Source organism: Ferdinandcohnia salidurans, from assembly GCF_042680725.1.
In the GTDB taxonomy this organism is placed as follows: Bacteria; Bacillota; Bacilli; order Bacillales; family Bacillaceae_L; genus Ferdinandcohnia; species Ferdinandcohnia salidurans.
On the sequence record NZ_JBHUEK010000004.1, the window covers coordinates 1 to 22,120 of the forward strand.

Annotated in this window: 24 protein-coding genes and 3 pseudogenes; 24 read left to right on the plus strand and 3 right to left on the minus strand. The window is 37.9% G+C overall.

All coding sequences use genetic code 11. The annotated features are described in order from the left end of the window. Window positions 1-755: 755 nt before the first annotated feature. On the minus strand, window positions 756-1,592 hold the full coding sequence (locus tag ACFSFW_RS00355; RefSeq protein WP_388034388.1) for a hypothetical protein: 837 nt from the start codon (window positions 1,590-1,592) through the stop codon (window positions 756-758). Between the two features lie 77 nt (window positions 1,593-1,669). Beyond that, entirely contained in the window at window positions 1,670-2,071 is a 402-nt protein-coding gene (locus ACFSFW_RS00360; protein ID WP_099360685.1) for a rhodanese-like domain-containing protein, read from the minus strand. A gap of 124 nt (window positions 2,072-2,195) precedes the next feature. Between ACFSFW_RS00360 and lipM the strand changes: the two genes are divergently transcribed. The 6 genes and pseudogenes from lipM to ACFSFW_RS00390 all read left to right on the plus strand — a co-directional run bounded on the left by lipM (window position 2,196) and on the right by ACFSFW_RS00390 (window position 8,321). Beyond that, window positions 2,196-3,032, plus strand: a complete 837-nt coding sequence (gene lipM, locus ACFSFW_RS00365; RefSeq protein ID WP_388034390.1) for a lipoate--protein ligase family protein — start codon at window positions 2,196-2,198, stop codon at window positions 3,030-3,032. Window positions 3,033-3,374: 342 nt separating this feature from the next. Further along, window positions 3,375-4,811, plus strand: a pseudogene (locus ACFSFW_RS00370) (vitamin B12-dependent ribonucleotide reductase); the annotation flags it as partial. Window positions 4,812-5,060: 249 nt separating this feature from the next. After that, window positions 5,061-5,576, plus strand: a pseudogene (locus ACFSFW_RS00375) (ribonucleotide reductase barrel domain-containing protein); the annotation flags it as partial. Between the two features lie 224 nt (window positions 5,577-5,800). After that, a complete protein-coding gene (locus tag ACFSFW_RS00380) occupies window positions 5,801-6,613 on the plus strand; it encodes an HNH endonuclease (RefSeq protein ID WP_388034392.1) in 813 nt (270 codons plus the stop codon). 92 nt (window positions 6,614-6,705) lie between these two features. Next, window positions 6,706-7,314, plus strand: a pseudogene (locus ACFSFW_RS00385) (ribonucleotide reductase barrel domain-containing protein); the annotation flags it as partial. A gap of 122 nt (window positions 7,315-7,436) precedes the next feature. After that, entirely contained in the window at window positions 7,437-8,321 is an 885-nt protein-coding gene (locus ACFSFW_RS00390; protein WP_388034394.1) for a patatin-like phospholipase family protein, read from the plus strand. A gap of 64 nt (window positions 8,322-8,385) precedes the next feature. On the opposite strand, the gene ACFSFW_RS00395 is transcribed toward ACFSFW_RS00390, so the two are convergent. Next, on the minus strand, window positions 8,386-8,793 hold the full coding sequence (locus ACFSFW_RS00395) for an SA1362 family protein (protein ID WP_388034396.1): 408 nt from the start codon (window positions 8,791-8,793) through the stop codon (window positions 8,386-8,388). 481 nt (window positions 8,794-9,274) lie between these two features. On the opposite strand from ACFSFW_RS00395, the gene ACFSFW_RS00400 reads away from it, so the two are divergent. The 18 genes from ACFSFW_RS00400 (at window position 9,275) to folD (ending at window position 22,110) form a co-directional block, all read left to right on the plus strand. Continuing rightward, window positions 9,275-9,796 (plus strand): YqhR family membrane protein, encoded by a 522-nt coding sequence (locus tag ACFSFW_RS00400; protein WP_304218509.1) that lies wholly within the window; start codon window positions 9,275-9,277, stop codon window positions 9,794-9,796. A 69-nt stretch (window positions 9,797-9,865) separates the two neighbouring features. Next, a complete protein-coding gene (aroQ, locus tag ACFSFW_RS00405) occupies window positions 9,866-10,315 on the plus strand; it encodes a type II 3-dehydroquinate dehydratase (protein ID WP_099360679.1) in 450 nt (149 codons plus the stop codon). Beyond that, window positions 10,308-11,369 carry a M24 family metallopeptidase gene (locus tag ACFSFW_RS00410; RefSeq protein WP_304218505.1) on the plus strand — a complete coding sequence of 354 codons (1,062 nt, stop codon included), beginning with the start codon at window positions 10,308-10,310 and terminating at the stop codon, window positions 11,367-11,369. Before aroQ ends, ACFSFW_RS00410 begins: the two co-directional genes overlap by 8 nt. A gap of 39 nt (window positions 11,370-11,408) precedes the next feature. Continuing rightward, window positions 11,409-11,966 (plus strand): elongation factor P, encoded by a 558-nt coding sequence (efp, locus tag ACFSFW_RS00415; protein ID WP_099351860.1) that lies wholly within the window; start codon window positions 11,409-11,411, stop codon window positions 11,964-11,966. Between the two features lie 181 nt (window positions 11,967-12,147). Further along, entirely contained in the window at window positions 12,148-12,429 is a 282-nt protein-coding gene (locus ACFSFW_RS00420) for a YqhV family protein (protein ID WP_304218502.1), read from the plus strand. A 79-nt stretch (window positions 12,430-12,508) separates the two neighbouring features. After that, complete coding sequence (gene spoIIIAA, locus ACFSFW_RS00425) at window positions 12,509-13,432, plus strand: stage III sporulation protein AA (RefSeq protein WP_304218500.1); 924 nt, start codon at window positions 12,509-12,511, stop codon at window positions 13,430-13,432. Continuing rightward, window positions 13,433-13,948, plus strand: a complete 516-nt coding sequence (gene spoIIIAB / locus ACFSFW_RS00430) for a stage III sporulation protein SpoIIIAB (protein WP_304218498.1) — start codon at window positions 13,433-13,435, stop codon at window positions 13,946-13,948. A gap of 15 nt (window positions 13,949-13,963) precedes the next feature. Further along, window positions 13,964-14,170 carry a stage III sporulation protein AC gene (spoIIIAC, locus tag ACFSFW_RS00435; RefSeq protein ID WP_010284588.1) on the plus strand — a complete coding sequence of 69 codons (207 nt, stop codon included), beginning with the start codon at window positions 13,964-13,966 and terminating at the stop codon, window positions 14,168-14,170. A 14-nt stretch (window positions 14,171-14,184) separates the two neighbouring features. Further along, window positions 14,185-14,574: a stage III sporulation protein AD gene (gene spoIIIAD, locus ACFSFW_RS00440; protein ID WP_099351856.1), complete on the plus strand. Its 390-nt coding sequence runs from the start codon at window positions 14,185-14,187 to the stop codon at window positions 14,572-14,574. A 43-nt stretch (window positions 14,575-14,617) separates the two neighbouring features. Further along, window positions 14,618-15,814, plus strand: coding sequence for a stage III sporulation protein AE (gene spoIIIAE, locus ACFSFW_RS00445; protein WP_388034401.1), 1,197 nt, complete (start codon window positions 14,618-14,620; stop codon window positions 15,812-15,814). Window positions 15,815-15,947: 133 nt separating this feature from the next. After that, window positions 15,948-16,610: a stage III sporulation protein AF gene (spoIIIAF, locus tag ACFSFW_RS00450; protein ID WP_388034403.1), complete on the plus strand. Its 663-nt coding sequence runs from the start codon at window positions 15,948-15,950 to the stop codon at window positions 16,608-16,610. Continuing rightward, window positions 16,611-17,285: a stage III sporulation protein AG gene (gene spoIIIAG, locus ACFSFW_RS00455; RefSeq protein WP_304218490.1), complete on the plus strand. Its 675-nt coding sequence runs from the start codon at window positions 16,611-16,613 to the stop codon at window positions 17,283-17,285. It begins immediately after the preceding gene. A 1-nt stretch (window position 17,286) separates the two neighbouring features. Next, window positions 17,287-17,889 (plus strand): SpoIIIAH-like family protein, encoded by a 603-nt coding sequence (locus tag ACFSFW_RS00460; RefSeq protein ID WP_099360673.1) that lies wholly within the window; start codon window positions 17,287-17,289, stop codon window positions 17,887-17,889. A gap of 229 nt (window positions 17,890-18,118) precedes the next feature. After that, complete coding sequence (gene accB / locus ACFSFW_RS00465; RefSeq protein ID WP_304218487.1) at window positions 18,119-18,625, plus strand: acetyl-CoA carboxylase biotin carboxyl carrier protein; 507 nt, start codon at window positions 18,119-18,121, stop codon at window positions 18,623-18,625. 33 nt (window positions 18,626-18,658) lie between these two features. Next, complete coding sequence (accC, locus tag ACFSFW_RS00470; protein WP_304218485.1) at window positions 18,659-20,008, plus strand: acetyl-CoA carboxylase biotin carboxylase subunit; 1,350 nt, start codon at window positions 18,659-18,661, stop codon at window positions 20,006-20,008. Window positions 20,009-20,219: 211 nt separating this feature from the next. Further along, on the plus strand, window positions 20,220-20,630 hold the full coding sequence (locus ACFSFW_RS00475; protein ID WP_304218483.1) for an Asp23/Gls24 family envelope stress response protein: 411 nt from the start codon (window positions 20,220-20,222) through the stop codon (window positions 20,628-20,630). 164 nt (window positions 20,631-20,794) lie between these two features. Further along, window positions 20,795-21,187 carry a transcription antitermination factor NusB gene (gene nusB / locus ACFSFW_RS00480; RefSeq protein ID WP_304218481.1) on the plus strand — a complete coding sequence of 131 codons (393 nt, stop codon included), beginning with the start codon at window positions 20,795-20,797 and terminating at the stop codon, window positions 21,185-21,187. 56 nt (window positions 21,188-21,243) lie between these two features. After that, window positions 21,244-22,110 (plus strand): bifunctional methylenetetrahydrofolate dehydrogenase/methenyltetrahydrofolate cyclohydrolase FolD, encoded by an 867-nt coding sequence (gene folD, locus ACFSFW_RS00485; protein WP_304218479.1) that lies wholly within the window; start codon window positions 21,244-21,246, stop codon window positions 22,108-22,110. Window positions 22,111-22,120 lie beyond the last annotated feature (10 nt).

The window sequence follows — 22,120 nt, forward strand, 5'->3', positions numbered from 1 at the left end:
AGCGCCGATGGTAGTTGGGACTTTGTCCCTGTGAGAGTAGGACGTCGCTAGGCAAACGAAAGATCAACCGTTATGGTTGGTCTTTTTTGTTGCATTTGAAAAAATATTAAGTGCCTAAACAGTATATCATCATAACGAGAAACGATCAGTGCTATACCGCAAACGGTCTAAACGGTATATCATCATAACGAGAAACGATAAATGCTATACCGCAACCGGCCTAAACAGTATATTGCCATATTGAGAAACGATAAATGCTATACCGCAAACGGTCTAAACAGTATATTGCCATATTGAGGAACGATAAATGCTATACCGCAACCGGCCTAAACGATATAGCATCATATTGAGAAACGATAAGTGTTATATCGTAAACGGCCTAAACGGTATATCATCATAACGAGAAACGATAAATGCTATACCGCAAAGAGCCTAAACGGTATATCATCATAACGAGAAACGATAAGTGCTATACCGCAAACGGTCTAAACGGTATATCATCATAACGAGGAACGATAAATGCTATACTGCAAACGGCCTAAACGGTATATTGCCATATCGAGAAACAATAAATGCTATACCGCAAACAGTCTAAACGGAATAGCACCATATCGAAAAACGATAAATGGTATACCAAAAGTCCCTAATCGTAAAAACATTTCACCTTGAAACATGATCAATATGTAACAAACACTCTCTAGATAGGTTACCTCATTAATAATTCTTCCCAATGACTCATTTAACGCTTCTTTGTCTTAATTAGAGACCATCAAAGCCCCTAACAATGGTAAGAGTAGTGCCGCAATCCAGAGTGGCGGAAAAAACTTTCTCGATTTTTTAACTTTCTTAGAAGGCAGACTGAATTTATATATCCTTTTATATAAACAATTCATTACGGCAAATATCATAGTGGTGCCAATCATACTATATAGAAGTGAAACTATATAATATTCGACTATTAAATTTGCAAATGGAAGTCTTGTTAATAAAATTGTCAAGAACAGCGACACTACTCCAATCCATAACAAGGCACCAAAATTTTTTAGCAATAGCTTGGGTGATTTTACAATCGCATCCCTAACCGTTGTATCTTCTAATACAATTATGTATGGAGTTAATGAGAATAAAAGTACAACCAGAATAACTATTATTGCTAATGGCCAAAAAGTATGAGTTAGTAGAAAAATTATGCTACTAAATAGGTGCTCAATTATCGAAAATAGAATCATTCTTTTAAAATAATAGGGTGCAATTTTTAATATTGAATATGTATTATCAGGTCCCTCTAAAAAGCATTTCATGGATCCAAGATACATGCTGAGTGCGTAGCTTTTTATAAGTAGTATTACTAATGTGGCCATACTAGTTAGTAGCCAGTTATTTGTGTAGGGTCCATATATAGAAAGAATTTCATTATTTACTAGTGGGATCCCATATGGGAATTGGGTATCAAAATGATAAAAAGAAAAAGCAGTAAAACCAAAGTAGATGCCTAAGGCTCCAATGAATGTTTGAATCACGTTAACGATAAGAGGGATGATGACTAATCTTGGGTGGTAGATGGTGTGGTAAAGCCCTTTCGAAATGTTCAAAGTATCACCTCGAGTTATATCTTTCCATAGTTTATTATATACAAGACATGAAAAAACCTACTCCAAAATGGAATAGGTTATTTTTTCTTTATTTTACCTGACCACTTTTTAAAGCCACCTTGTAGTTGGTAAAGCTCTTTGTACCCTTTTCTACGAAGCAATTGGGCTGCACGACCACTACGAACCGTGTTTTGGCAGTACAAGTAGACTGGCTTATCAGGTCTAATTTCTGTTAAACGTTGTTTCATTTGGGATAATGGTATATTACGTGCGCCTAGAATATGACCCCCGTCAAATTCGTTTGGTTCACGTACATCGATTAGTTGTGCTTTACGATATCCTTCACGGAACTGTTCTTCAGTTAAAACAGTTACTATTTTACGCTGATAAAAGAATGTAAAAATACCGTATGCGATGATTGCACCTAAAACAATTAAAAGTATTTCCAAAATCAATCTACTCCTTTTTCTATCTCTCATTTTCTATTATATTCGTGTGACTTAAAAGAATCAAAGGAATTCTCTGGAGTATTTGATTTTGAATTTCAATTTTGTTCTGATAGACTAAGGGAGGTTCATAATTTTTGATTAAAGAGGGTTTAGTATGGGAAAAGAGGTATGGAGATTTATTGATTCAGGCAATTGTTCGCCTGAGTTTAATATGGCTTTAGATGAAGCATTGCTTGATTGGAACAGTGAGGGTAAAATTCCTCCAACCATTCGTTTTTATGGCTGGAATCCACCGACTCTTTCAATTGGTTACTTTCAAAAAGTAGAAAGAGAAATCGATTTAGAAGCCGTTAAAAAATATGGCTTAGGATTTGTTCGTCGACCGACTGGTGGTAGAGGGGTACTACATGATCAAGAGTTAACTTATAGTGTAATTGTATCGGAGGAGCATCCTGAAATGCCTCACACGGTAACGGAAGCTTATCGTGTCATTTCAGAAGGAATTTTACAGGGGTTTCGAAAGTTGGGTCTTGATGCTTATTTTGCAGTTCCAAAAACGGCCGAAGAACGAGAAGGCTTAAAAAATCCACGTTCTGCAGTTTGTTTCGATGCACCTTCTTGGTACGAGCTTGTTGTTGAAGGAAGAAAAGTAGCTGGGAGTGCTCAAACGAGACAGAAGGGCGTAATACTTCAGCACGGATCAATCCTACTAGATATAGATGAGGATAAATTATTTGACCTATTTAAATATCCGAGTGAGCGTGTAAAGGAAAGAATGCAGCGGAATTTTAAAAATAAAGCAGTGGCTATCAATGCATTAAGGGAGAAACCAGTTACGATTGATGAAGCAAAACTGGCATTTAAAGAAGGATTTGAGGAAGGACTAAATATAGTACTTGAACCTTATCAATTGACGGATGAAGAATTGGATTATGTTCATGAAATTGCAGAAAAACGCTATAAATCAGATGATTGGAATTTCAAACGATAACGACTTTTTTTAGTCGTTTTTTACTTGGCTAAAAGACCTATCCTTGGTATTATTAGGTTTGTTCTTTTAAGGGAAAAATCAACCGACAAAATTCCTCAAAAAAGATGAAAAAATTTAGTTTACCTAGTTTTTCCTCTGTTTTACTTTATATCTTATACTATTTTCAGTTTGACAAAAAAGATTTTATTCATCTAAAAATCAATATGTAGTGGTGTCGAAAATTATTTTGATACTATATATTGATTTTTATATTGTCTTTCAAATCGATATATGGTACTTTAATTTTATCATATAAAAAATAAACATTATGTAGATTAATAGATTTAAAAGGGAGATGTGGGAATGACTGTTGTGCTAGAAAAAATGAATATGAATGTTGAAAGGCTGAACCAGGATATACGCCTTTTTCCTCAAGTCCATCCAATTACGGAGGATATGAAGATTACCCACAAGGGCGTATCAAGGCTCGTAATGCTTGACCGGTATACGTTTAAGGATACCGAGAAGATTACTCTTGCAGAAGGTGACTTTGTTGTTCTAACGATCAAGGAGGATCCAAAGTTTCCAGCTCGTGGTCTAGGTTTCATCATTGACATTGATTGGGAACAGAAGACAGCACAGGTGCTTGTAGACGAAGAGTATCGGGGTGTATTGGACAAGCCTGAAGAAATGGAGACAGGTATTGTCAATCGTTCACTTGATGTTATTGAAAAACCGCTCGAAATTTTCTATGAGCAAATTGCAAAAAGAAATGCCACTGGTTTGGCAGCGGTAGAGAAAACGGAGGAGAAGCGCAAGGAATGGTTTGAAAAGTTCTATCAAGAGCTTGTAAATCTAAACTTCATTCCAGCTGGACGTGTTCTTTACGGAGCAGGTGCGGATACTGATGTTACGTACTTTAACTGTTACGTAATGCCGTATGTACAGGATTCTCGTGAAGGTATCTCTGAGCACCGTAAACAGGTTATGGAAATCATGAGTCGTGGTGGCGGTGTTGGAACAAACGGAACTACACTACGCCCACGAAACACACTAGCACGCGGTGTAAACGGCAAGTCATCTGGTTCTGTTTCATGGCTTGATGACATTGCGAAATTAACACATCTTGTTGAGCAAGGGGGTTCGCGCAGGGGAGCTCAGATGATCATGCTTGCCGATTTTCATCCCGACATTATTGAATTCATCATTTCGAAGATGCAAAACCCTAGAATACTTCGATATCTAATCGAAAATACAAAAGATGAAACCATAAAAAAATATGCTCAAGAAAAGCTAAAATTCACTCCATTTACGGAACAGGAAATCCAAATGTATCAAGGAATTGTAAATTATAAGCAAATTCCTGGTTATGGTGGTTTTAGTGAAAAAATCATTAAAGATGCGGAGCAAAAAATAGTTACTGGTGGAACTTACAGTGTTCATAATCCAGAGTTCTTAACTGGTGCGAACATCTCAGTTTGTATTACTAAGGATTTCATGCAAGCTGTTGAAGAAGACGGGTTATATGAACTTAAATTCCCAGATGTTGAAAGCTACAACGAAGAAGAAATGAAAATTTATAATGAAGAATGGCACAAGGTTGGGGACGTACGTGAGTGGGAGAAATTAGGACATAAAGTACGTGTATACCGTAAGATCAATGCAAGAGATCTTTGGAACCTAATCAACATCTGCGCAACGTATGCTGCAGAACCAGGAATTTTCTTCATCGATAATGCAAACGACATGACAAATGCACAAAGCTATGGCCAAAAAGTTGTTGCAACAAATCCGTGTGGTAAAAGAGTAGTGGCTTAGTTTGCCTCACGTAAAAAACTGCGGAATAAAGCGGGAAGGCTGAGAGGCTAATCCGAACCGAAGGCTAATTTAAAAAGTTAGTCAGGGGCAACGCATAGAAGGTGAAACTGCTAAGCAGAATATAATCCTTCCACGAGGCCGCAGCACCGAGTTGGTGAAAAGGTATGCTGACCTTACAGGAAATCAACTGTAAGAAGTAGAGGATAAAAAACCTTTACGATAACATAATTGGAACAGCCACTAGCACCATATTCAGTATGTAACCTTGCAGCAGTTAACTTAGCTGAAATGGTTGATAAAGACACAAAAACAGTTAACTTTGAGAAACTAAAGCAAACTGTAGAAGTCGGAGTAAGAATGCAAGATAACGTAATCGATGCAACTCCATACTTCTTAGAAGCTAATAAAAAGCAAGCACTAGGTGAGCGCCGTGTTGGTCTTGGGGTTATGGGATTACACGATTTACTTATCTATTGTGAAACTGAATATGGTTCAGAAGAAGGAAATAAGTTAGTTGACGAAGTGTTCGAAACAATTGCAACAACGGCTTATCGTGCATCAATTGAACTTGCAAAAGAAAAAGGCAGCTTCCCATTCTTAGAAGGCAATACACCAGAGGATGGCAATCGTATCAGAGAAGCTTTAATTAATACTGGATACATGCAAAAGATGCCTGAAGATATTAAAGCAGGAATCAAACAAAACGGAATTCGTAACTCACACTTACTAACCGTTGCTCCTACGGGTAAACAACTTGCCCCCTATATTCGCAAGAATGTAGCGTAAACTTGGCTGTATGCGGGAAACTCCGAGTATCCTTTTGTACTCGTGTGCCAACACATAAAGAGTAAAAAGCAAAAGGTGCGGACAATCCGCAGGGAAGGCGTGGCTGCCCCCTCAACGACTACATGCCGAGCAACCAGTGTCTATTACATCTTTAGAAATATTAAATTTTTAAGAAGGTGTAATAGGTGATTAAAAAATGTCTTAATTGCAAAAAGGATATAAATGTTAAACCAAGTCAATTTGAAAGAAAAAAGTATTGTTCTAGAAAATGCAAAGCTGAATTTCAATCTAAAAACCCTAAAGCATTTGCCCATTTAAGTAAAAAGCTATTAATACACTGTGATAATTGTGGCAATCAATTGCATAGAAAACCATCTATCATTTTTGCTAAAAACTTTTGTAATAGAGAGTGTAAACATGAGCATCAAAGAAAGATGGGGCATAAAATTAATCAGCATCTTATTAATAAAGTAGAAAAAACTTGTAAGGGATGTGGCAAAACTTATAGTGTTATTAAATCACGAGAAAACACTTCAAAGTTTTGTTCGAAAAATTGCTTAGGTAAAGCAAATGGGGAAAGAGGCAAAGTTCAGTACAGAAAAAGGATTATCGTTTACTGTACGAATTGTGGGAATAGGATTGAGAAAAAACCTTCAGTTATAAAGAAATGGAATTTTTGTAACGAAAGTTGTATGGCAAAGTATTACGAAAAATCCAAAGCATTTTCTGGTTCTAATAGTGCCACTTGGCAGGGTGGCGAAATCGATTATTACGGTCCAAACTGGAGATCACAACGTAGAAAGGCTAGAAAAAGAGACAATTACACTTGTCAGGATTGTGGTAAAACAGAGGAACAAGTTGGACACGAACTTTCGATTCATCATATAATTCCGTTTCGTGAATTTAATGGAGATTGGAAATCTGCTAACATGCTTTCAAATTTGGTTAGTTTATGTGAATATCCTTGTCATCGAAAAAGACATAGTAAAAAGAATTAACTGGTTGATGATATAGTCTGACCCATATGGCGACATATGGAGTGGGTACTGATAGCCCCACCCTCTATTGAACATAGAGAGTAACAAACGTGAGCACAGGGACAATGGTTGGCGTTTCAACAGGTTTAGAACCATACTTCTCATTCTCTTATTTTAGAAGTGGACGTTTAGGTAAATTTATTGAAGTTAAAGCGGATATCGTTCAAGAATATTTAGATAAACACCCAGAAGCAGATCCTAATAATCTGCCTAACTGGTTCGTTTCTGCAATGGAACTTTCACCAGAAGCACATGCAGATGTACAATGTGTCATCCAACGTTGGATTGACAGCTCAATCAGTAAAACTGTTAACGCACCAAAAGGCTACACTGTTTCTCAAGTAGAAGGAGTATATGAGCGCCTCTACAAAGGTGGAGCAAAAGGTGGTACAGTATACGTGGATGGAAGCCGTGATGCTCAAGTTCTTACGCTTAAGGCGGAAGAAAACACATTTGAAGAAGATGAAGTTACAACTGAAGAAGAAAAGCCAAAAAATCGTGTAGTCCTAATGGACACTGTCATTGATTTACGTCAAACTGACGTTACAATCGGTTCTGAAGTAGGCGACACTTGTCCAGTTTGCCGTCAAGGTACTGTAGAAGACCTTGGTGGATGTAACACATGTACAAACTGTAATGCACAACTTAAATGCGGATTGTAATCAAACGCTAAAGAGGGAATCCTGTATGGATTCCCTCTTTTTTAAGATTCAAAAAAACACGCGTACTAAATCCCAAGCTATCCGATTAAAAATGTATAAAGGGATTGATTGGGAGGGGTACGATGTTTATTGATGGTGTTTTTTCAGGTGGGGGCATTAAAGGCTTTGCGCTAATAGGGGCTTATCAAGCAATTGAGGCAAAAGGGTTTAGATTTAAAAGATTGGCAGGAACCAGTGCAGGATCCTTAATTGCTGCTCTAATAGCTGCTGGCTACACAAGTGATGAAATTATCAATCTCATGGAAGAGTTAGACCTCAGCGATTTTTTAGATGAACGCAAGACCCCTTTGAACACAGCTTTAACAAAGTGGCTACTCCTCTATTGGCGCCTCGGTTTATACAAAGGCGATATGTTGGAAAAATGGATATATCAAAAGCTTCGTGCAAAGGGTGTAGTTACCTTTCAAAACCTCCCTCCCGGATCATTAAGAATTATTGCGTCAGACTTAACAAATGGAAGAATCATGGTATTACCCGACGATTTAGAGCGCTATGGCATTCACCCCCATACTTTTCCGGTGGCAAAAGCAGTTCGGATGAGTTGTAGTCTTCCATACTTCTTTGAGCCCGTCCGATTAAAAGATTATAAAGGAAACACTATCGTTGTCGATGGAGGAGTCCTCTCTAATTTTCCAATATGGCTTTTTGATGAGGAAATGAAGCTGAAAAAACGCCCAGTCATTGGAATTAGGCTTAGTGGGAATAATCAGCAGCAAAAGCAAAATAAAATTCATAATGCAATTGATATGTTTGGAGCTCTCTTTGAGACAATGAAGAATGCGCATGATGCCCGTTATATCTCGCGTAGACACGAAAAAAATATTATTTTTATCCCAGTTGAAAGTGGATTAACAACTGAATTTGGAGTAACAGGTGAAAAAAAGCAAGAGCTGATTCAACTAGGGAAACAACGAACAGAAGCCTTTTTACGAACTTGGGGTTATTAAATATAACAAGAGAAGAATCCAACAATATAAAAAAACTTTATCCAGCTTTTGTGCTGAATAAAGTTTAGAATAATGCTCGATTCTTCTTTTTGCCCTTTTTACCTTCAATAACAGTTAGGTGTGTCGTATTCGTTTTTCGCTTTTTATGAATAGACGCTACATTCGATCGTTTTGCCGCGGTGGTCGTAGGTTTTTTATTCCCCATTCCCATAGTCCGAGACTTCCTCTGACTTCCTGTTTTAAAACGTTTCCTAGATTGTTTTGCTGCACGTAAATAAGCGGAATTTTCTTTTCCTCCCATTCGTCGACTAATCACAAATTTATATAGTAGATAGATTATACCTACGAAAAGGAAAATCATGCCTGCTTGCACGAGTAATGAACCTGGACGAGTGAAAAGGGTGTAGACAAATCCAAGTGCTCCTAATCCTAGTAAAATCATGACGACTATATTTGATTTACGACGATTCATGAGATACACCTCCTGAAAGCTATACTTATATTGTATTATGAAACCATGTCATTGTTGCCCGTATATTTCAGTAAATTGATCGATACATGTTAAGTACTTCTTCTTATATATATTCTACAAGATAAGCTAATAAACCTCTATGTTAAAAGCATCAATTATTTGAATTTTATTTTTTATTCAATCTAACATTTACTATTCTACCCAGTAATTACCACTGATACACATTTTTCCGCGAATCTTTTCCAAATATATTAACTTTTTTCAGCACAAGTACTTATTTCTAAACTTACTGAAGGATGTAAAAGAAGTTTACGCTTTCGACAAAGTCAAACGCTAGCTGAATAAAGTTAATGCCTCCGGTGGATGTCACAGATTTTTTAAAGGAAGTTTTTCGATCAAGCTCGAAAAAAATCTGGACGCAAATACGCAGGGCGTATTTGATTAAAGTTCTGGACATACTACCGAATGGAGGTGTTGACCTATGGTAGATGCTGAAAAAAAGAATCCAGAACTTGAACAAAACAAAAAAGACGGAGACATGTCTTTAATGGCTAAAGTTGTAGTAATTGGTTTGTTTGGGGGGATATTTTGGAGTCTATTGTCGTATTTAACGTATATTTTTAATTTTACAGAACTTAGCCCAAATCTTATCCTCAAGCCGTGGATCCTTGGGGATTGGAAAAACCGTGTGTTAGGTCAGTTTATTGGGATTTTAATGATTGGTATTATATCAATCGGTGTAGCACTTTTATATTATGCATTATTAAAAAAGTTTCAGTCCATTTGGGTTGGTGCTGCATTTGGCATTGCCTTATGGCTTATTGTGTTTTACGTATTTAATCCGATCTTTCCTGATATTAAAACCGTTGGGGAATTAGAACGTAATACAGTTATTACTACAATATGCTTTTATATCCTATATGGTGTCTTTATTGGTTACTCGATTTCATTTGAAGAAAATGAAATGAGGGCTGAAAGGCGTGTCGTCGCTACAAATGAGTAGGTAAATTAGGGTAAGATATGGTAGAATGTTCTTGTTCGAACATTCTATTTTTTAAAGGGAGATTTATATATGAAGAAAATACTCCTTATTAATGGACCTAATTTAAATCGACTTGGAAAAAGGGAGCCGCATATTTATGGGAGTCTCACGCTAGCCGATGTAGAGAAAGACCTAACTGAGTTTGCACAAAACAAGAATGTGGAGCTGGATTGCTTCCAATCGAATTACGAGGGTGCGATTATTGATGCTATCCATAATGCCGAAGGAGAATACGATGGAATCGTAATGAATCCAGCGGCTTTTACGCATTATAGCTATGCGATTCGCGATGCAATTGCTGGCGTTACTGTACCTGTGGTGGAGATACATATTTCGAATATTCATACTCGCGAGGAATTTCGACACACATCAGTCATCGCTCCTGTTACAATTGGGCAAATTGTCGGAGTAGGTGTATACGGCTACAAACTTGCGTTATTAGCAATGATAGACCATTTAGGGGGAAAGCTAGATGAGTAAATTAGAAAAGCTACGTGAAAGTTTTTCAGGTTTTGGAATTGATGGCTTATTAGTTACGAATAGTTATAACAGACGTTACATAACTAATTTTACAGGTACCGCAGGAGTTGCCCTTATTTCAGAAAAGAAGGCAGTTTTTATTACAGACTTTCGTTATGTTGAGCAGGCCAGTGAACAGGTGAAGGAATTTGAAATTGTTCAACATTCAGGACCTATCATCGAAGAGGTTGCTAAACAGGCTGAAAAAATGGGAATTAAAAAGCTTGGGTTTGAACAAGATGATCTTTCTTATGCAACTTTTACTGCCTACGATAAAGGTGTTCAAGCAGAACTTATTCCTGTTTCAGGAGTGATTGAAAAGTTACGCTTGATTAAGACGGATTCAGAGATTAAGATATTAAAGGAAGCTGCGGAGATAGCTGACGCCGCCTTTACTTATATTTTAGATGTGATTCGTCCTGGTATTACTGAAATTGAAGTTTCTACTGAGTTAGAATTTTTTATGAGAAAACAAGGAGCGACTTCATCTTCATTTGACACAATCGTTGCATCAGGTTATCGCTCAGCATTACCGCATGGGGTAGCGAGTGATAAAGTGATTGAAAAAGGTGATTTTGTAACCCTTGATTTTGGTGCATATTATAAAGGATATTGCTCAGATATCACACGTACCGTCGCTGTAGGGAATCCTAGCGACGAACTGAAAAACATTTATGATGTTGTTTTAGAAGCTCAGCTTCGTGGTATGGCCGGCATTAAGGCCGGCATCACAGGAATAGAAGCCGATGCCTTAACTCGTGATTATATTACGGAAAAGGGCTATGGTGAATATTTTGGTCATTCAACTGGACATGGTCTTGGTATGGAGGTTCATGAACAGCCATCATTATCATTCCGATCTGACAATGTGTTAGAACCAGGAATGATTGTAACCTGTGAACCAGGTATTTACATAGCAGGTCTAGGTGGCGTGAGAATTGAGGACGATGTAGTTGTCAAAAAAGACGGCAATGAATCACTAACATTCTCTAAGAAAGAGTTAATTATTTTATAGACAAAGGTTTGTCGCAATTGAATTAGGAGGAAATAGTATATGATTTCAGTTAACGATTTTCGTACAGGTTTGACAATTGAAGTGGACGGTGGAATTTGGAGAGTAATGGATTTCCAACACGTTAAACCAGGAAAAGGAGCTGCATTTGTACGCTCTAAGTTACGTAACCTTCGTACAGGTGCCGTTCAAGAGAAAACATTCCGTGCAGGCGAAAAAGTAGCAAAAGCACAAATCGAAAACCGCAGAATGCAATATCTGTATGCTAACGGTGATTCACATGTATTCATGGACAATGAGTCTTACGAGCAAATTGAGCTACCAGCATCTGCAATCGAGTATGAATTAAAATATTTAAAAGAAAACATGGAAGTACACATCATGATGTTCCAAAGCGAAACATTAGGTGTTGAGCTGCCAAACACAGTTGAGCTTAAGGTTACTGAAACAGAACCTGGCATCAAAGGGGATACAGCTTCTGGTGGTACAAAGCCAGCAACTCTTGAAACAGGTTTAATCGTTCAAGTTCCTTTCTTCATTAATGAAGGCGATGTGTTAATCATTAACACTACTGAAGGATCATACGTATCACGTGCATAATCAATATTGAGATTGATTGGGGACCCATCTTTTTAGATGGGTTCTTTTTTTTATGTTCGGGGGCTGCAGTAGATAAACCACAATAACACCACCACCAATCCTACCCATAAAAATTTCTCTTCTGAAAATGATTGAACAAGCATAGGTTGTACAAAAGAAATTTTATTGGGTGGGGACAACGATGAAACGAATATTTTCGATGTTTGATTCAAGTGTTTTAACGATGGCAGGCCTGCGAATTTTATCCGGTTGCTTAGAAATAACGGCGGCGATATTAATGCTGGTTTTTAATGATGTGAAAAAAGCGTTAGCGGTTAATGCATCACTAGCTGTTGTGGGGCCGCTAATTCTTATTGCGACTATGTCAATTGGACTGATTGGTTTGGCTGATCAGTTATCGTATTCGAAGCTGCTTTTTATAGGAATTGGGGTTGCCTTTATTTTGTATGGAATCTTCAAATAGAAATCGATTGAGTAGTAGGCATAATGTGTCCAAGCCTGCATACATTGAATTATGAGAGATTATGTGAGGAGTTTACTAGATGAAAGAAATAATTGACGTGCTACCAAAATCAATTGCAAGCCTTATAAACAAGTATCCTCCAGAACGCATAGAAAAAATGGAAGAAATCCGAATAAGAGTGGCTCGACCTCTTGAAATCATTGAAAATGGAATCCCTATTTTTCATAATTATTCCGTTACAGGTGAAGATGCCGTTCAGCTCCTGAACAAACTTGGTCAATATTCGATTTATACACTTGAAGAAGAGCTAAAGCGGGGCTATGTCACCATCCAAGGTGGACATCGAGTGGGACTAGCTGGAAAAGTGATCACGGAGAATGGAAATGTCAAAGCGATTCGAGATGTGACTTCCTTTAACATTCGAATTGCAAAGCAAAAAATTGGAGTTGCAGCTCCACTTGCACCTTATCTCTATGATTCTTATTGGAAAAATACCATCATCATTGGTCCACCACAAACTGGCAAAACCACTTTACTGAGGGATCTTGCAAGGATGATTAGTACAGGAATCGAAACTAGACTCATTCCAGCGTTAAAGGTCGGAATCGTTGATGAGCGTTCCGAGATCGCGGGCTGTGTTAAAGGAGTTCCTCAAGCTTCATTTGGGCCTAGAGTCGATGTCCTAGATGCTTGTCCAAAGGCTGAGGGGATGATGATGATGATCAGGTCAATGAGTCCTGACGTATTAATTGTTGATGAAATTGGTAGGGAGGAAGACAGTCAAGCGATTATGGAAGCAGTTAATGCTGGGGTAAGTTTGATTGTGACTGCACATGGACATCAAATTTCGGACCTCACGAAGCGACCATCATTACAGAAGATTATTGAAGCAGGAGTAATAGAGAGATTTGTAGAGTTATCACGCACAAAGGGGCCAGGAACCATAAAATCCATCTTAGGTCCTACTGGAAAGCATCTTTTACCAAAAGTGAGCGTGACGTAGATGATAAAAATTTTAGGAGCCATATTCATTCTTCTTGCAACCACTTGGGCAGGATTTGAAGCAGCACGACGTTTAAGTGAACGACCTCGTCAGTTAAGGATGTTAAAAACAGCCTTACAATCACTGGAAGCAGAAATTATGTATGGACATGTACCCTTAATTGATGTTGCTACCCATCTCTCGCGGCAAATTCCGAAGCCTGTATCTTACTTTTTTGAAGGCTTTGCTAAACGACTTCAAACAGGAGAGGTAAGTGTCAAGATAGCTTGGGATGAAAGTCTAAAAGAGGTTTCCAAATTGACTGCCTTTCATCAAGGAGAAATTGAGATTCTTCAACAGTTTGGAGAAACGCTTGGACAGCATGATCGAACCTCACAACAGAAGCACATTAAACTTGCTATAACCCATCTTGAACGTGAAGAAAGTGATGCGAAAGATAGACAAATGCGTTACGAAAAAATGGTGAAAAGCCTGGGCTTTTTGTCTGGTTTATTAGTAGTCATTTTATTGATTTAGGGGGAGAAGAAGCGAATGGGAGTGGATGTAAATATTATATTTCAAATAGCCGGTGTAGGAATTGTGGTTGCCTTTCTCCATACAATCCTAGATCAGATGGGTAAAAAGGAATATGCCCAGTGGGTTACATTGTTGGGCTTCATATATATCCTGTTTATGGTTGCAACAATCGTTGAGGATCTATTTAAAAAGATAAAAGCCGTATTCCTCTTTCAGGGGTAAGGAGGGGATGAGCGATTGAGATTATACAAATCGTTGGATTAGGTTTAATTGGAACCTTTCTGGCACTCATTGTAAAAGAACAAAAACCTACCTTTGCCTTTTTGCTTGTCGTATTTATCGGCTGTGTAATTTTTCTATTTTTAGTAGGGGAAATTGCAGATATCATTCGCATGCTTGAGAAAGTTGCGATTAACGCAAATGTGAACACCGTATATGTGGAAACCATTCTCAAAATCATTGGAATAGCCTACATCGCTGAATTTGGCGCACAGATTACAAAAGATGCAGGCCAAGGGTCACTAGCCTCAAAGATTGAACTCGGAGGGAAAATTCTAATTTTAGCACTAGCTATACCAATTTTAACAGTATTAATAGAAACAATCATTGGACTTATTCCTAGTTAAACGATTGAAATTGAAACCAAGGTTTTCAGGGGGGTGGTTGGCATTGACCGGTAGTAAAACCTTATCTATTCTAGCTCTATTTCTTTTCTTTTTTTCTTTACCACATATTGTACAAGCCTCACCCTCGCAGCAAGACATCATCGAAAACCAAATTCATGAACAGGTTGAGGAACAACTAGAAACCCTTGGCATCGACGAAATAAAACAATTTTGGGATGAAATTGTTACGGATTATGGAGGTTATTTACCTGAAAGTCAAAAGGGTAGTTTACTAGAATTCATTCAGGGCGAGAAGGAGCTTTCATTGAAGGAATGGATGCTTGGACTCGTCAAGTTCGTGTTCCATGAATTGATAGCAAATGGAAAACTTCTTAGCACACTAATCATGCTTACGATCTTTAGTATGTTTTTACAAACATTGCAAAATTCATTTGAGAAGAGTGCCGTTAGTAAAGTGGCTTATGCAATTGTTTACATGGTGTTAATCATCATTGCACTAAATAGCTTCAGGGTTGCCATCATGTACACAGAGGAAGCCATCGAGACGATGATCAATTTTATACTAGCACTTGTTCCATTATTGCTTGCGTTAGTGGCATCATCAGGTGGAATTGCATCAGCAGCATTTTTCCACCCACTGATCTTATTTTTAATGAATACCAGCGGGCTTTTGATTCAATATATCGTTTTACCTTTGTTGTTTATGTCAGCCTTACTAAGCATTGTAAGTACGTTAAGTGAACATTACAAGGTAACGCAGCTTGCACAGTTACTACGAAATGTGAGTATTGGCATCATCGGGGTTTTCCTGACAATTTTCTTAGGTGTTATCTCAGTGCAGGGAACGACAACGGCGGTTGCAGACGGAATAACAATTCGGACGGCAAAATTTATTACCGGAAATTTTATTCCGGTCATTGGCCGGATGTTTACGGATGCCACTGATACTGTGATTAGTGCTTCGGTCATTCTGAAAAACACAGTTGGTATTTTTGGGGTCGTTATTCTCCTGCTAATTGCAGCATTCCCTGCGATTAAGGTGCTGTCCTTAGCCATTATTTATAAGCTTGCAGCTGCACTTCTGCAGCCACTTGGCGGGGGACCGGTCATTGCTTGTTTAGATATCATTAGTAAAAGTGTCGTTTATATCTTTGCAGCATTAGCGATCGTGTCACTTATGTTTTTCCTAAGTATCACGGTTATTATTGCAGCTGGAAACCTGACATTGATGGTTAGATAAAAAGGCGCAAGGTGCCCGATTATCGGCGACAAGCATAAGACGAGGGCTGACAGAAGGTGTATTTTACCTTCCGAAGCAATTGGCTTATGACCTCGAGACGATGGCGCCTGGAGCTAGACAAAAGGCCAAGGAGGTGAGGACACTGAGTTTTATTGCCGAATGGATTACGAATATTATTTTATTCATTTTACTCGCGACAATTGTGGACATGCTTCTGCCGGGTTCAAGTATGCAAAAATACGTAAAAATGGTAACAGGGCTTTTGTTAATCCTAATTATCTTAACTCCTCTGTTCTCACTTTTTAAATCTGATTTGGACCAGGCCTTGTTAAATATGAATTTAAAACCAGTTCAAAGTGAAAAAAATCTAGAAAATTTAATAGATTTGAAGAAAAAAGAAATACAAGCCTCACAACGTGCATATATTTTAGAAACAATGGCTGTCCAATTGGAATCTGAAGTGGAAGAGGAGTTGGTGCAAAACGAATATGATTTAACTGTTCAAAAAGTAAATGTATCCCTTTCAAGTGCAGCAGACAGTAAAGAGATTGTTACTTTGGATGAAATGTTGGATGACATTCAGTCAATTGAGGTGGTGCTATCAAATGAGACAGCCGAACCTGATGATGTAGCAGTAGTAAAAGCAGTTGAGATTGATACCTCCAAACAGAATGAGCCAGTGTATAAAAAAGTAGATCAAAACAATGTTAAAGCAATCACAAAAACATTAGCTTCCAGATGGGAAATTGACTCCGAAAAAATTGTAGTCACTGTGGAAGGGGGGAAAGAGTCGTAGATGGATAAGGACAAAGGAATCTTGAACAAAATCAAAGGAATGTTCTCCGGGTCCAAGGATGATCCACCAGATAAAAAGGGAAACAAGAAAAACCAATATTTCTTACTTTTATTAGCAGTTGGGATAGCCTTTATGTTAATTAGTAATCTATTTTCAGATGACAAACCAACATCTTCTTCTGTTTTACCAGCTACTTCTTCAGAAGTAAGTGCAAAGGATGAGCCAACATTTGGAGGACAGAAAGATGAACTAACAACAGCAATTGCAAAATATGAAGATCGTTATGAAAACGAGCTCAAAGAAGCACTTGAAGCAATTGCTGGAGTAGAGGATGTCATTGTCTCAGTAAGTGTAGATGCTACTGAATCAAAAATACTTGAAAAAAACACCGTTACCCAAAGTCAAATCACAAATGAGGAAGATAGGGACGGTGGAAAAAGACAAGTTGAGGATATTACAAAAGATGAACAAGTTGTCATCATCCGCAGCGGGGATTCTGAAACACCAATCGTCTTGAAGATTGAAAAGCCTGAAATACGAAGTGTTTTAATCGTTGCTAAAGGTGTTGAGAATGCAAAAATAAAACAAATGGTAGTAGAGGCTGTGACAAAAGGTTTTGATGTACCAAATCATAAGGTAGCAGTTGTACCAAGGAAAACGAAGGGGGATTCATAAAATGTTATTGAAAAAACAAACTGTATGGTTATTAACAATGTTAAGTCTAGTAGTAGTGTTATCAGTCTATTATATTACGACTCCTGAAAACAATCCTAACGATGTTGCGATGGAGCAGGATGAACAGAAGGATAATGAAAAAGAAAATGAAAATGTGGAAACATCTACTGAAAATAAAGACGGTGCAAGTGTAACTGTCGAGGAAGATGAAGATGGTAATGTGATTTCTTCTGTTTCTAGTGATGATATGTTTGCTGCATTACGCTTAGAAATTGATGAGCACCGCAGTAAAATAAGAAGTAATTTAGAAGCTCAAGCGGCTTCAACAGAACTAACAGCAGATCAAAAGCTTAAAGCATACGATGAGTTAAAGAAGCTAGAAGATATTGAATCAAAAGAAAAGATTATCGAGATGCTTATCAAAGGAAATAACTACGAGGATGCTTTAGTTCGCGTAGAAGGTGACAAGATTAAGATTACAGTTAAATCTAAGGAAAGCTCAAAGCAACAAGCTAATGAGATTCTACGACTTGTTCGCAGCGAGTTAGGCGAACTCCAAAATGTTGCAGTAGAGTTTGAATTAACTGGTGAAAAAGAAAAATAAAAGGTAAAAGAAAGTACGGCTAAAATGCTGTACTTTCTTTTCTTTTTGGTAAAATAGATGAGAAGATGGGAAATCAATAAAAACGTTTTCGTGAAAAAATCTCCGCAATATATTGAAAAGAGGGTTTTAAGTATCGTATCATGTTAGTATGTGGTACTAATACTAGCAATAAAATGTTGACACCAATTTATAGTTTTATATTTCGATTTAATCACAAGGAGTGTAATGGATGTTTAAAATTCAAGAATTACGTGAACTTATTAAGTTAGTTGATCATTCAAATATTGACGAGTTTACTTTTGAGAGTGAAGGCTCAAAAATTAAAATGAAGAAAAGTAAAGAAACAACTGTACAAACCATTGTAGAAAGCAAGGTGCAAGCACAGCCGGTTGCTCCGGTTGTTAGTGAAGTAGCTCAGCCTGCAGCACAAGCACAACCTGTACAACCGCAGGCACAGCCGGCTGAACCTGTTACAGCAGCACCTGCAGTTGATGAAAACCTACATAAAATTGTTTCACCGATGGTTGGTACTTTCTATGCATCTCCATCTCCAGATGCAGGTGCATATGTACAAAAAGGTGATAAAGTTAAAGAAGATTCAGTCGTTTGTATCGTCGAAGCGATGAAGTTATTTAACGAAATCGAAGCAGAAGTAAATGGAGAAATCGTTGAAATATTGGTTGAGAATGGTCAGCTTGTGGAGTATGGTCAACCATTATTCCTAGTAAAAGCATAGTATGATTGTTCAAATAAGTAAGGAGCGACCCTCATGTTAAAAAAAATACTAATAGCAAACCGTGGTGAAATTGCGGTTCGTATAATTCGTGCCTGTAAAGAGCTCGGAATTGAAACGGTAGCTGTTTTCTCTGAGGCGGACCGGGAATCTCTTCACGTTCAACTGGCAGATGAGGCCTATTGTATTGGTCCGAAATCTTCAAAGGATAGCTATTTAAACTTTACAAATATTATTAGCGTTGCAAAGCTTACTGAAAGTGAAGGGATTCACCCAGGTTATGGGTTCTTAGCTGAGAATGCAGACTTTGCGGAGCTTTGTCGCGAAGTAAATCTAACTTTCATTGGTCCAAGCCCTGAAGCCATTAATAAAATGGGTACAAAGGATGTTGCCCGTGAAACGATGAGAGAAGCAGGTGTACCGATTGTGCCTGGTTCCCAAGGAATCATTAAAGATTCAGGTGAAGCAATCGCGCTGGCAAATGATATGGGTTACCCAGTCATTATTAAAGCGACTGCTGGTGGAGGCGGAAAAGGAATCCGTGTTGCGAAGGATGAAGAGGAACTTATTAAGGGAATCAACATCACTCAACAGGAAGCTGCTACTGCTTTTGGAAATCCTGGTGTCTATATTGAAAAATATATTCAAGATTTCCGCCACGTTGAGATTCAAGTAATGGCCGACAACCACGGAAATGTGATACATTTAGGAGAGAGAGATTGCTCCATTCAACGACGTTTACAAAAGCTAGTTGAGGAAACTCCATCTCCTGCTCTAAGTGAGGCTACAAGACAAAAAATGGGTGATGCTGCCGTTAAAGCAGCAAAAGCTGTTGACTACTCAGGTGCTGGTACAATTGAATTTATTTATGACCATGTCAATGATCAATTCTATTTCATGGAAATGAATACAAGAATTCAAGTTGAGCATCCCGTTACTGAAATGGTGACAGGTGTAGACTTAATTAAAGAACAAATTCGTGTTGCATCAGGAAAAGAGCTTTCACTCACTCAAAGTGATGTAACATTTAATGGTTGGGCCATTGAATGCCGAATCAATGCAGAGAACCCAGAGAAGAATTTCATGCCTTCGCCAGGCAAAATTGAAATGTATTTGCCACCTGGTGGTCTAGGAGTAAGGGTAGACTCTGCTGCATATCCTGGTTATTCAATACCTCCATATTATGATTCGATGATTGCGAAGCTCATTACATATGGGGCAACTCGGGAAGAAGCAGTCGCAAGAATGAAGCGTGCTCTAAGTGAATTTGTAATTGAGGGTGTACACACTACAATTCCTTTCCACCTTAAGCTTATGAATCATGAAAAATTTGTAGGTGGAGACTTCAACACAAAATTTCTTGAATTATATGAGGTTATGAAGTAGTACGATCAAATACGCCTTGGCGGCGTATTTGCGCCCGATTTTTTTCGAGTTTGCTCGAAAAATTACCTTTGAAAAATCGTGGCATCCGCCGGAGGCTTAACTTTATTCAGATGGGATTTGAACCTCCATCTGAATTGATTACTAATGCAGTATTGAACCACCACATATAGAAGTGATGGGCTGAATAAAGTTAAATAGGAGGTGCTTGCTGATGGCAGCGGAAACGAATATTTTAGAAATGGATCAAGGCAGTAACGGTCTGGGTAAGGTTGAAATTGCACCAGAAGTAATTGAAGTTATTGCAGGTATTGCTTCTTCAGAAGTTGAAGGAGTCGCACAAATGAGAGGGAACTTTGCTTCTGGAGTGGTTGAGAAACTTGGAAAGAAGAACCACGGAAAAGGTGTTAAAGTTGAGCTAACAGAAACCGGAATTATTGTGGATGTGTACTGTGTAATGAACTTTGGCGTTTCTATTCCGAATGTTGCTCGTCAAATTCAAGACAATGTACGCCAGGCTTTATTGAATATGACAGCTTTAGATGCGAATGAGGTAAACATCCATGTTGTTGGTGTATTATTTGAAACGCAAAAACCTGAAGCCGAAGTAGAAGAAGAGATGTAAGCAATAGTTAGTCTGATGGCAAACGCTATCAGACTTTTTTATTTTTACCTCACAATAAAGAGTTGGTTTTTATTTTAAAATTATTTTATGATATTATCATGTTATTAGTATGCAACTGATAGTGGGACAAAAGTTTTACTATATATAAAGGAGAAATAAATCGTATGAAAAGACGTACAGCACGACAAAAGGCTATGCAATCGTTATTCCAAGTTGATGTAAGCCAGAGTGACCCAAATGAAGCGATTGAAAGTGTACTTGAAGATGAGACTTCAGATCCTTTCTTAGAACAGATTGTACATGGAGTTATCAAGCATAAAGAAGAAATTGATTCTTTATTGCGAGAGCATCTAGAAAAATGGAATCTTGAAAGACTTGCAAATGTAGACCGTTCGATTTTACGCATCGCTGTCTATGAAATGAAATTTATAGAGGAGATTCCTGTTAAGGTAAGTATTGACGAGGCAATTGAACTTGCTAAAGAATTTGGTGATGATAGCTCGAGTCGTTTTATTAATGCTATTCTATCGAAAATAAAAGATACATTAGTAAAGTAGAATATCGCTGTAGTCCATAAAAGAATTCAATGTGTACATAAGGGAGAGTTGGAAAAATGTCGGCAGAGATTATTAGTGGGAAAGAATTAGCACAAACAAAGCGTAATGAAATTGCAGAAGAGGTAAAGAATTTATCACAAGACGGTATTGTTCCTGGATTAGCTGTATTATTAGTTGGTAATGACCCAGCTTCAAGATCCTATGTAAAAGGAAAGGATAAAGCATGTAAGGAAACTGGCATTTACTCCTTGATGCTAGAATATCCAGATACCATTACGGAAGAATTTTTACTTAGTGAAATTGACCGCTTAAACCAGGATCCTTCTATCCATGGTATTCTTGTTCAGTTACCATTACCAAATACGATTAATGAAACGGCAGTTATCGAAAGAATTTCACCCGAAAAAGATGTGGACGGTTTTCATCCGATTAACATTGGTCGCATGATGACTGGACAAGATGCTTTCTTACCATGTACACCTTTTGGAATTGTTGAAATGGTTAAATCTAAACAAATATCAATCGAAGGTAAGCATGTTGTGGTTGTTGGCAGAAGTAATATTGTCGGAAAACCAGTTGGACAACTCTTCCTTAAAGAGAATGCTACAGTAACGTATTGTCATTCAAGGACTAAAAATTTGAAAGAAATGACCCTTCAGGCGGATATTTTAGTTGCTGCTGTCGGAAAGGCTAACTTTATTCCTGGAGATTATATTAAAGAAGGTGCAGTTGTGATTGATGTTGGTGTAAACCGTCTTGAATCAACTGGTAAGCTTGTAGGGGACGTTGTTTTTGACGAAGCAAAAGAGAAAGCAAGCTATCTTACACCGGTACCAGGTGGAGTAGGTCCTATGACCATTACAATGCTTCTTCATAATACGGTTCAGTCTGCAAAAAATTTCGCCCTTCTTTCTAGGAAGTAGGGATTGGTAG

Bases quoted from the DNA above. Each gene is read 5' to 3' on its own strand.
- efp (WP_099351860.1), top strand. From the start codon at position 11,409: ATGATTTCAGTTAACGATTTTCGTACAGGTTTGACAATTGAAGTGGAC.
- lipM (WP_388034390.1), top strand. From the start codon at position 2,196: ATGGGAAAAGAGGTATGGAGATTTATTGATTCAGGCAATTGTTCGCCT.
- ACFSFW_RS00420 (WP_304218502.1), top strand. From the start codon at position 12,148: ATGAAACGAATATTTTCGATGTTTGATTCAAGTGTTTTAACGATGGCA.
- ACFSFW_RS00400 (WP_304218509.1), top strand. From the start codon at position 9,275: ATGGTAGATGCTGAAAAAAAGAATCCAGAACTTGAACAAAACAAAAAA.
- ACFSFW_RS00360 (WP_099360685.1), bottom strand. From the start codon at position 2,071: ATGAGAGATAGAAAAAGGAGTAGATTGATTTTGGAAATACTTTTAATT.
- aroQ (WP_099360679.1), top strand. From the start codon at position 9,866: ATGAAGAAAATACTCCTTATTAATGGACCTAATTTAAATCGACTTGGA.
- accC (WP_304218485.1), top strand. From the start codon at position 18,659: ATGTTAAAAAAAATACTAATAGCAAACCGTGGTGAAATTGCGGTTCGT.
- spoIIIAC (WP_010284588.1), top strand. From the start codon at position 13,964: ATGGGAGTGGATGTAAATATTATATTTCAAATAGCCGGTGTAGGAATT.
- nusB (WP_304218481.1), top strand. From the start codon at position 20,795: ATGAAAAGACGTACAGCACGACAAAAGGCTATGCAATCGTTATTCCAA.
- ACFSFW_RS00395 (WP_388034396.1), bottom strand. From the start codon at position 8,793: ATGAATCGTCGTAAATCAAATATAGTCGTCATGATTTTACTAGGATTA.
- folD (WP_304218479.1), top strand. From the start codon at position 21,244: ATGTCGGCAGAGATTATTAGTGGGAAAGAATTAGCACAAACAAAGCGT.
- spoIIIAG (WP_304218490.1), top strand. From the start codon at position 16,611: ATGGATAAGGACAAAGGAATCTTGAACAAAATCAAAGGAATGTTCTCC.
- ACFSFW_RS00410 (WP_304218505.1), top strand. From the start codon at position 10,308: ATGAGTAAATTAGAAAAGCTACGTGAAAGTTTTTCAGGTTTTGGAATT.
- accB (WP_304218487.1), top strand. From the start codon at position 18,119: ATGTTTAAAATTCAAGAATTACGTGAACTTATTAAGTTAGTTGATCAT.
- ACFSFW_RS00390 (WP_388034394.1), top strand. From the start codon at position 7,437: ATGTTTATTGATGGTGTTTTTTCAGGTGGGGGCATTAAAGGCTTTGCG.
- ACFSFW_RS00475 (WP_304218483.1), top strand. From the start codon at position 20,220: ATGGCAGCGGAAACGAATATTTTAGAAATGGATCAAGGCAGTAACGGT.
- spoIIIAA (WP_304218500.1), top strand. From the start codon at position 12,509: ATGAAAGAAATAATTGACGTGCTACCAAAATCAATTGCAAGCCTTATA.
- ACFSFW_RS00460 (WP_099360673.1), top strand. From the start codon at position 17,287: ATGTTATTGAAAAAACAAACTGTATGGTTATTAACAATGTTAAGTCTA.
- spoIIIAB (WP_304218498.1), top strand. From the start codon at position 13,433: ATGATAAAAATTTTAGGAGCCATATTCATTCTTCTTGCAACCACTTGG.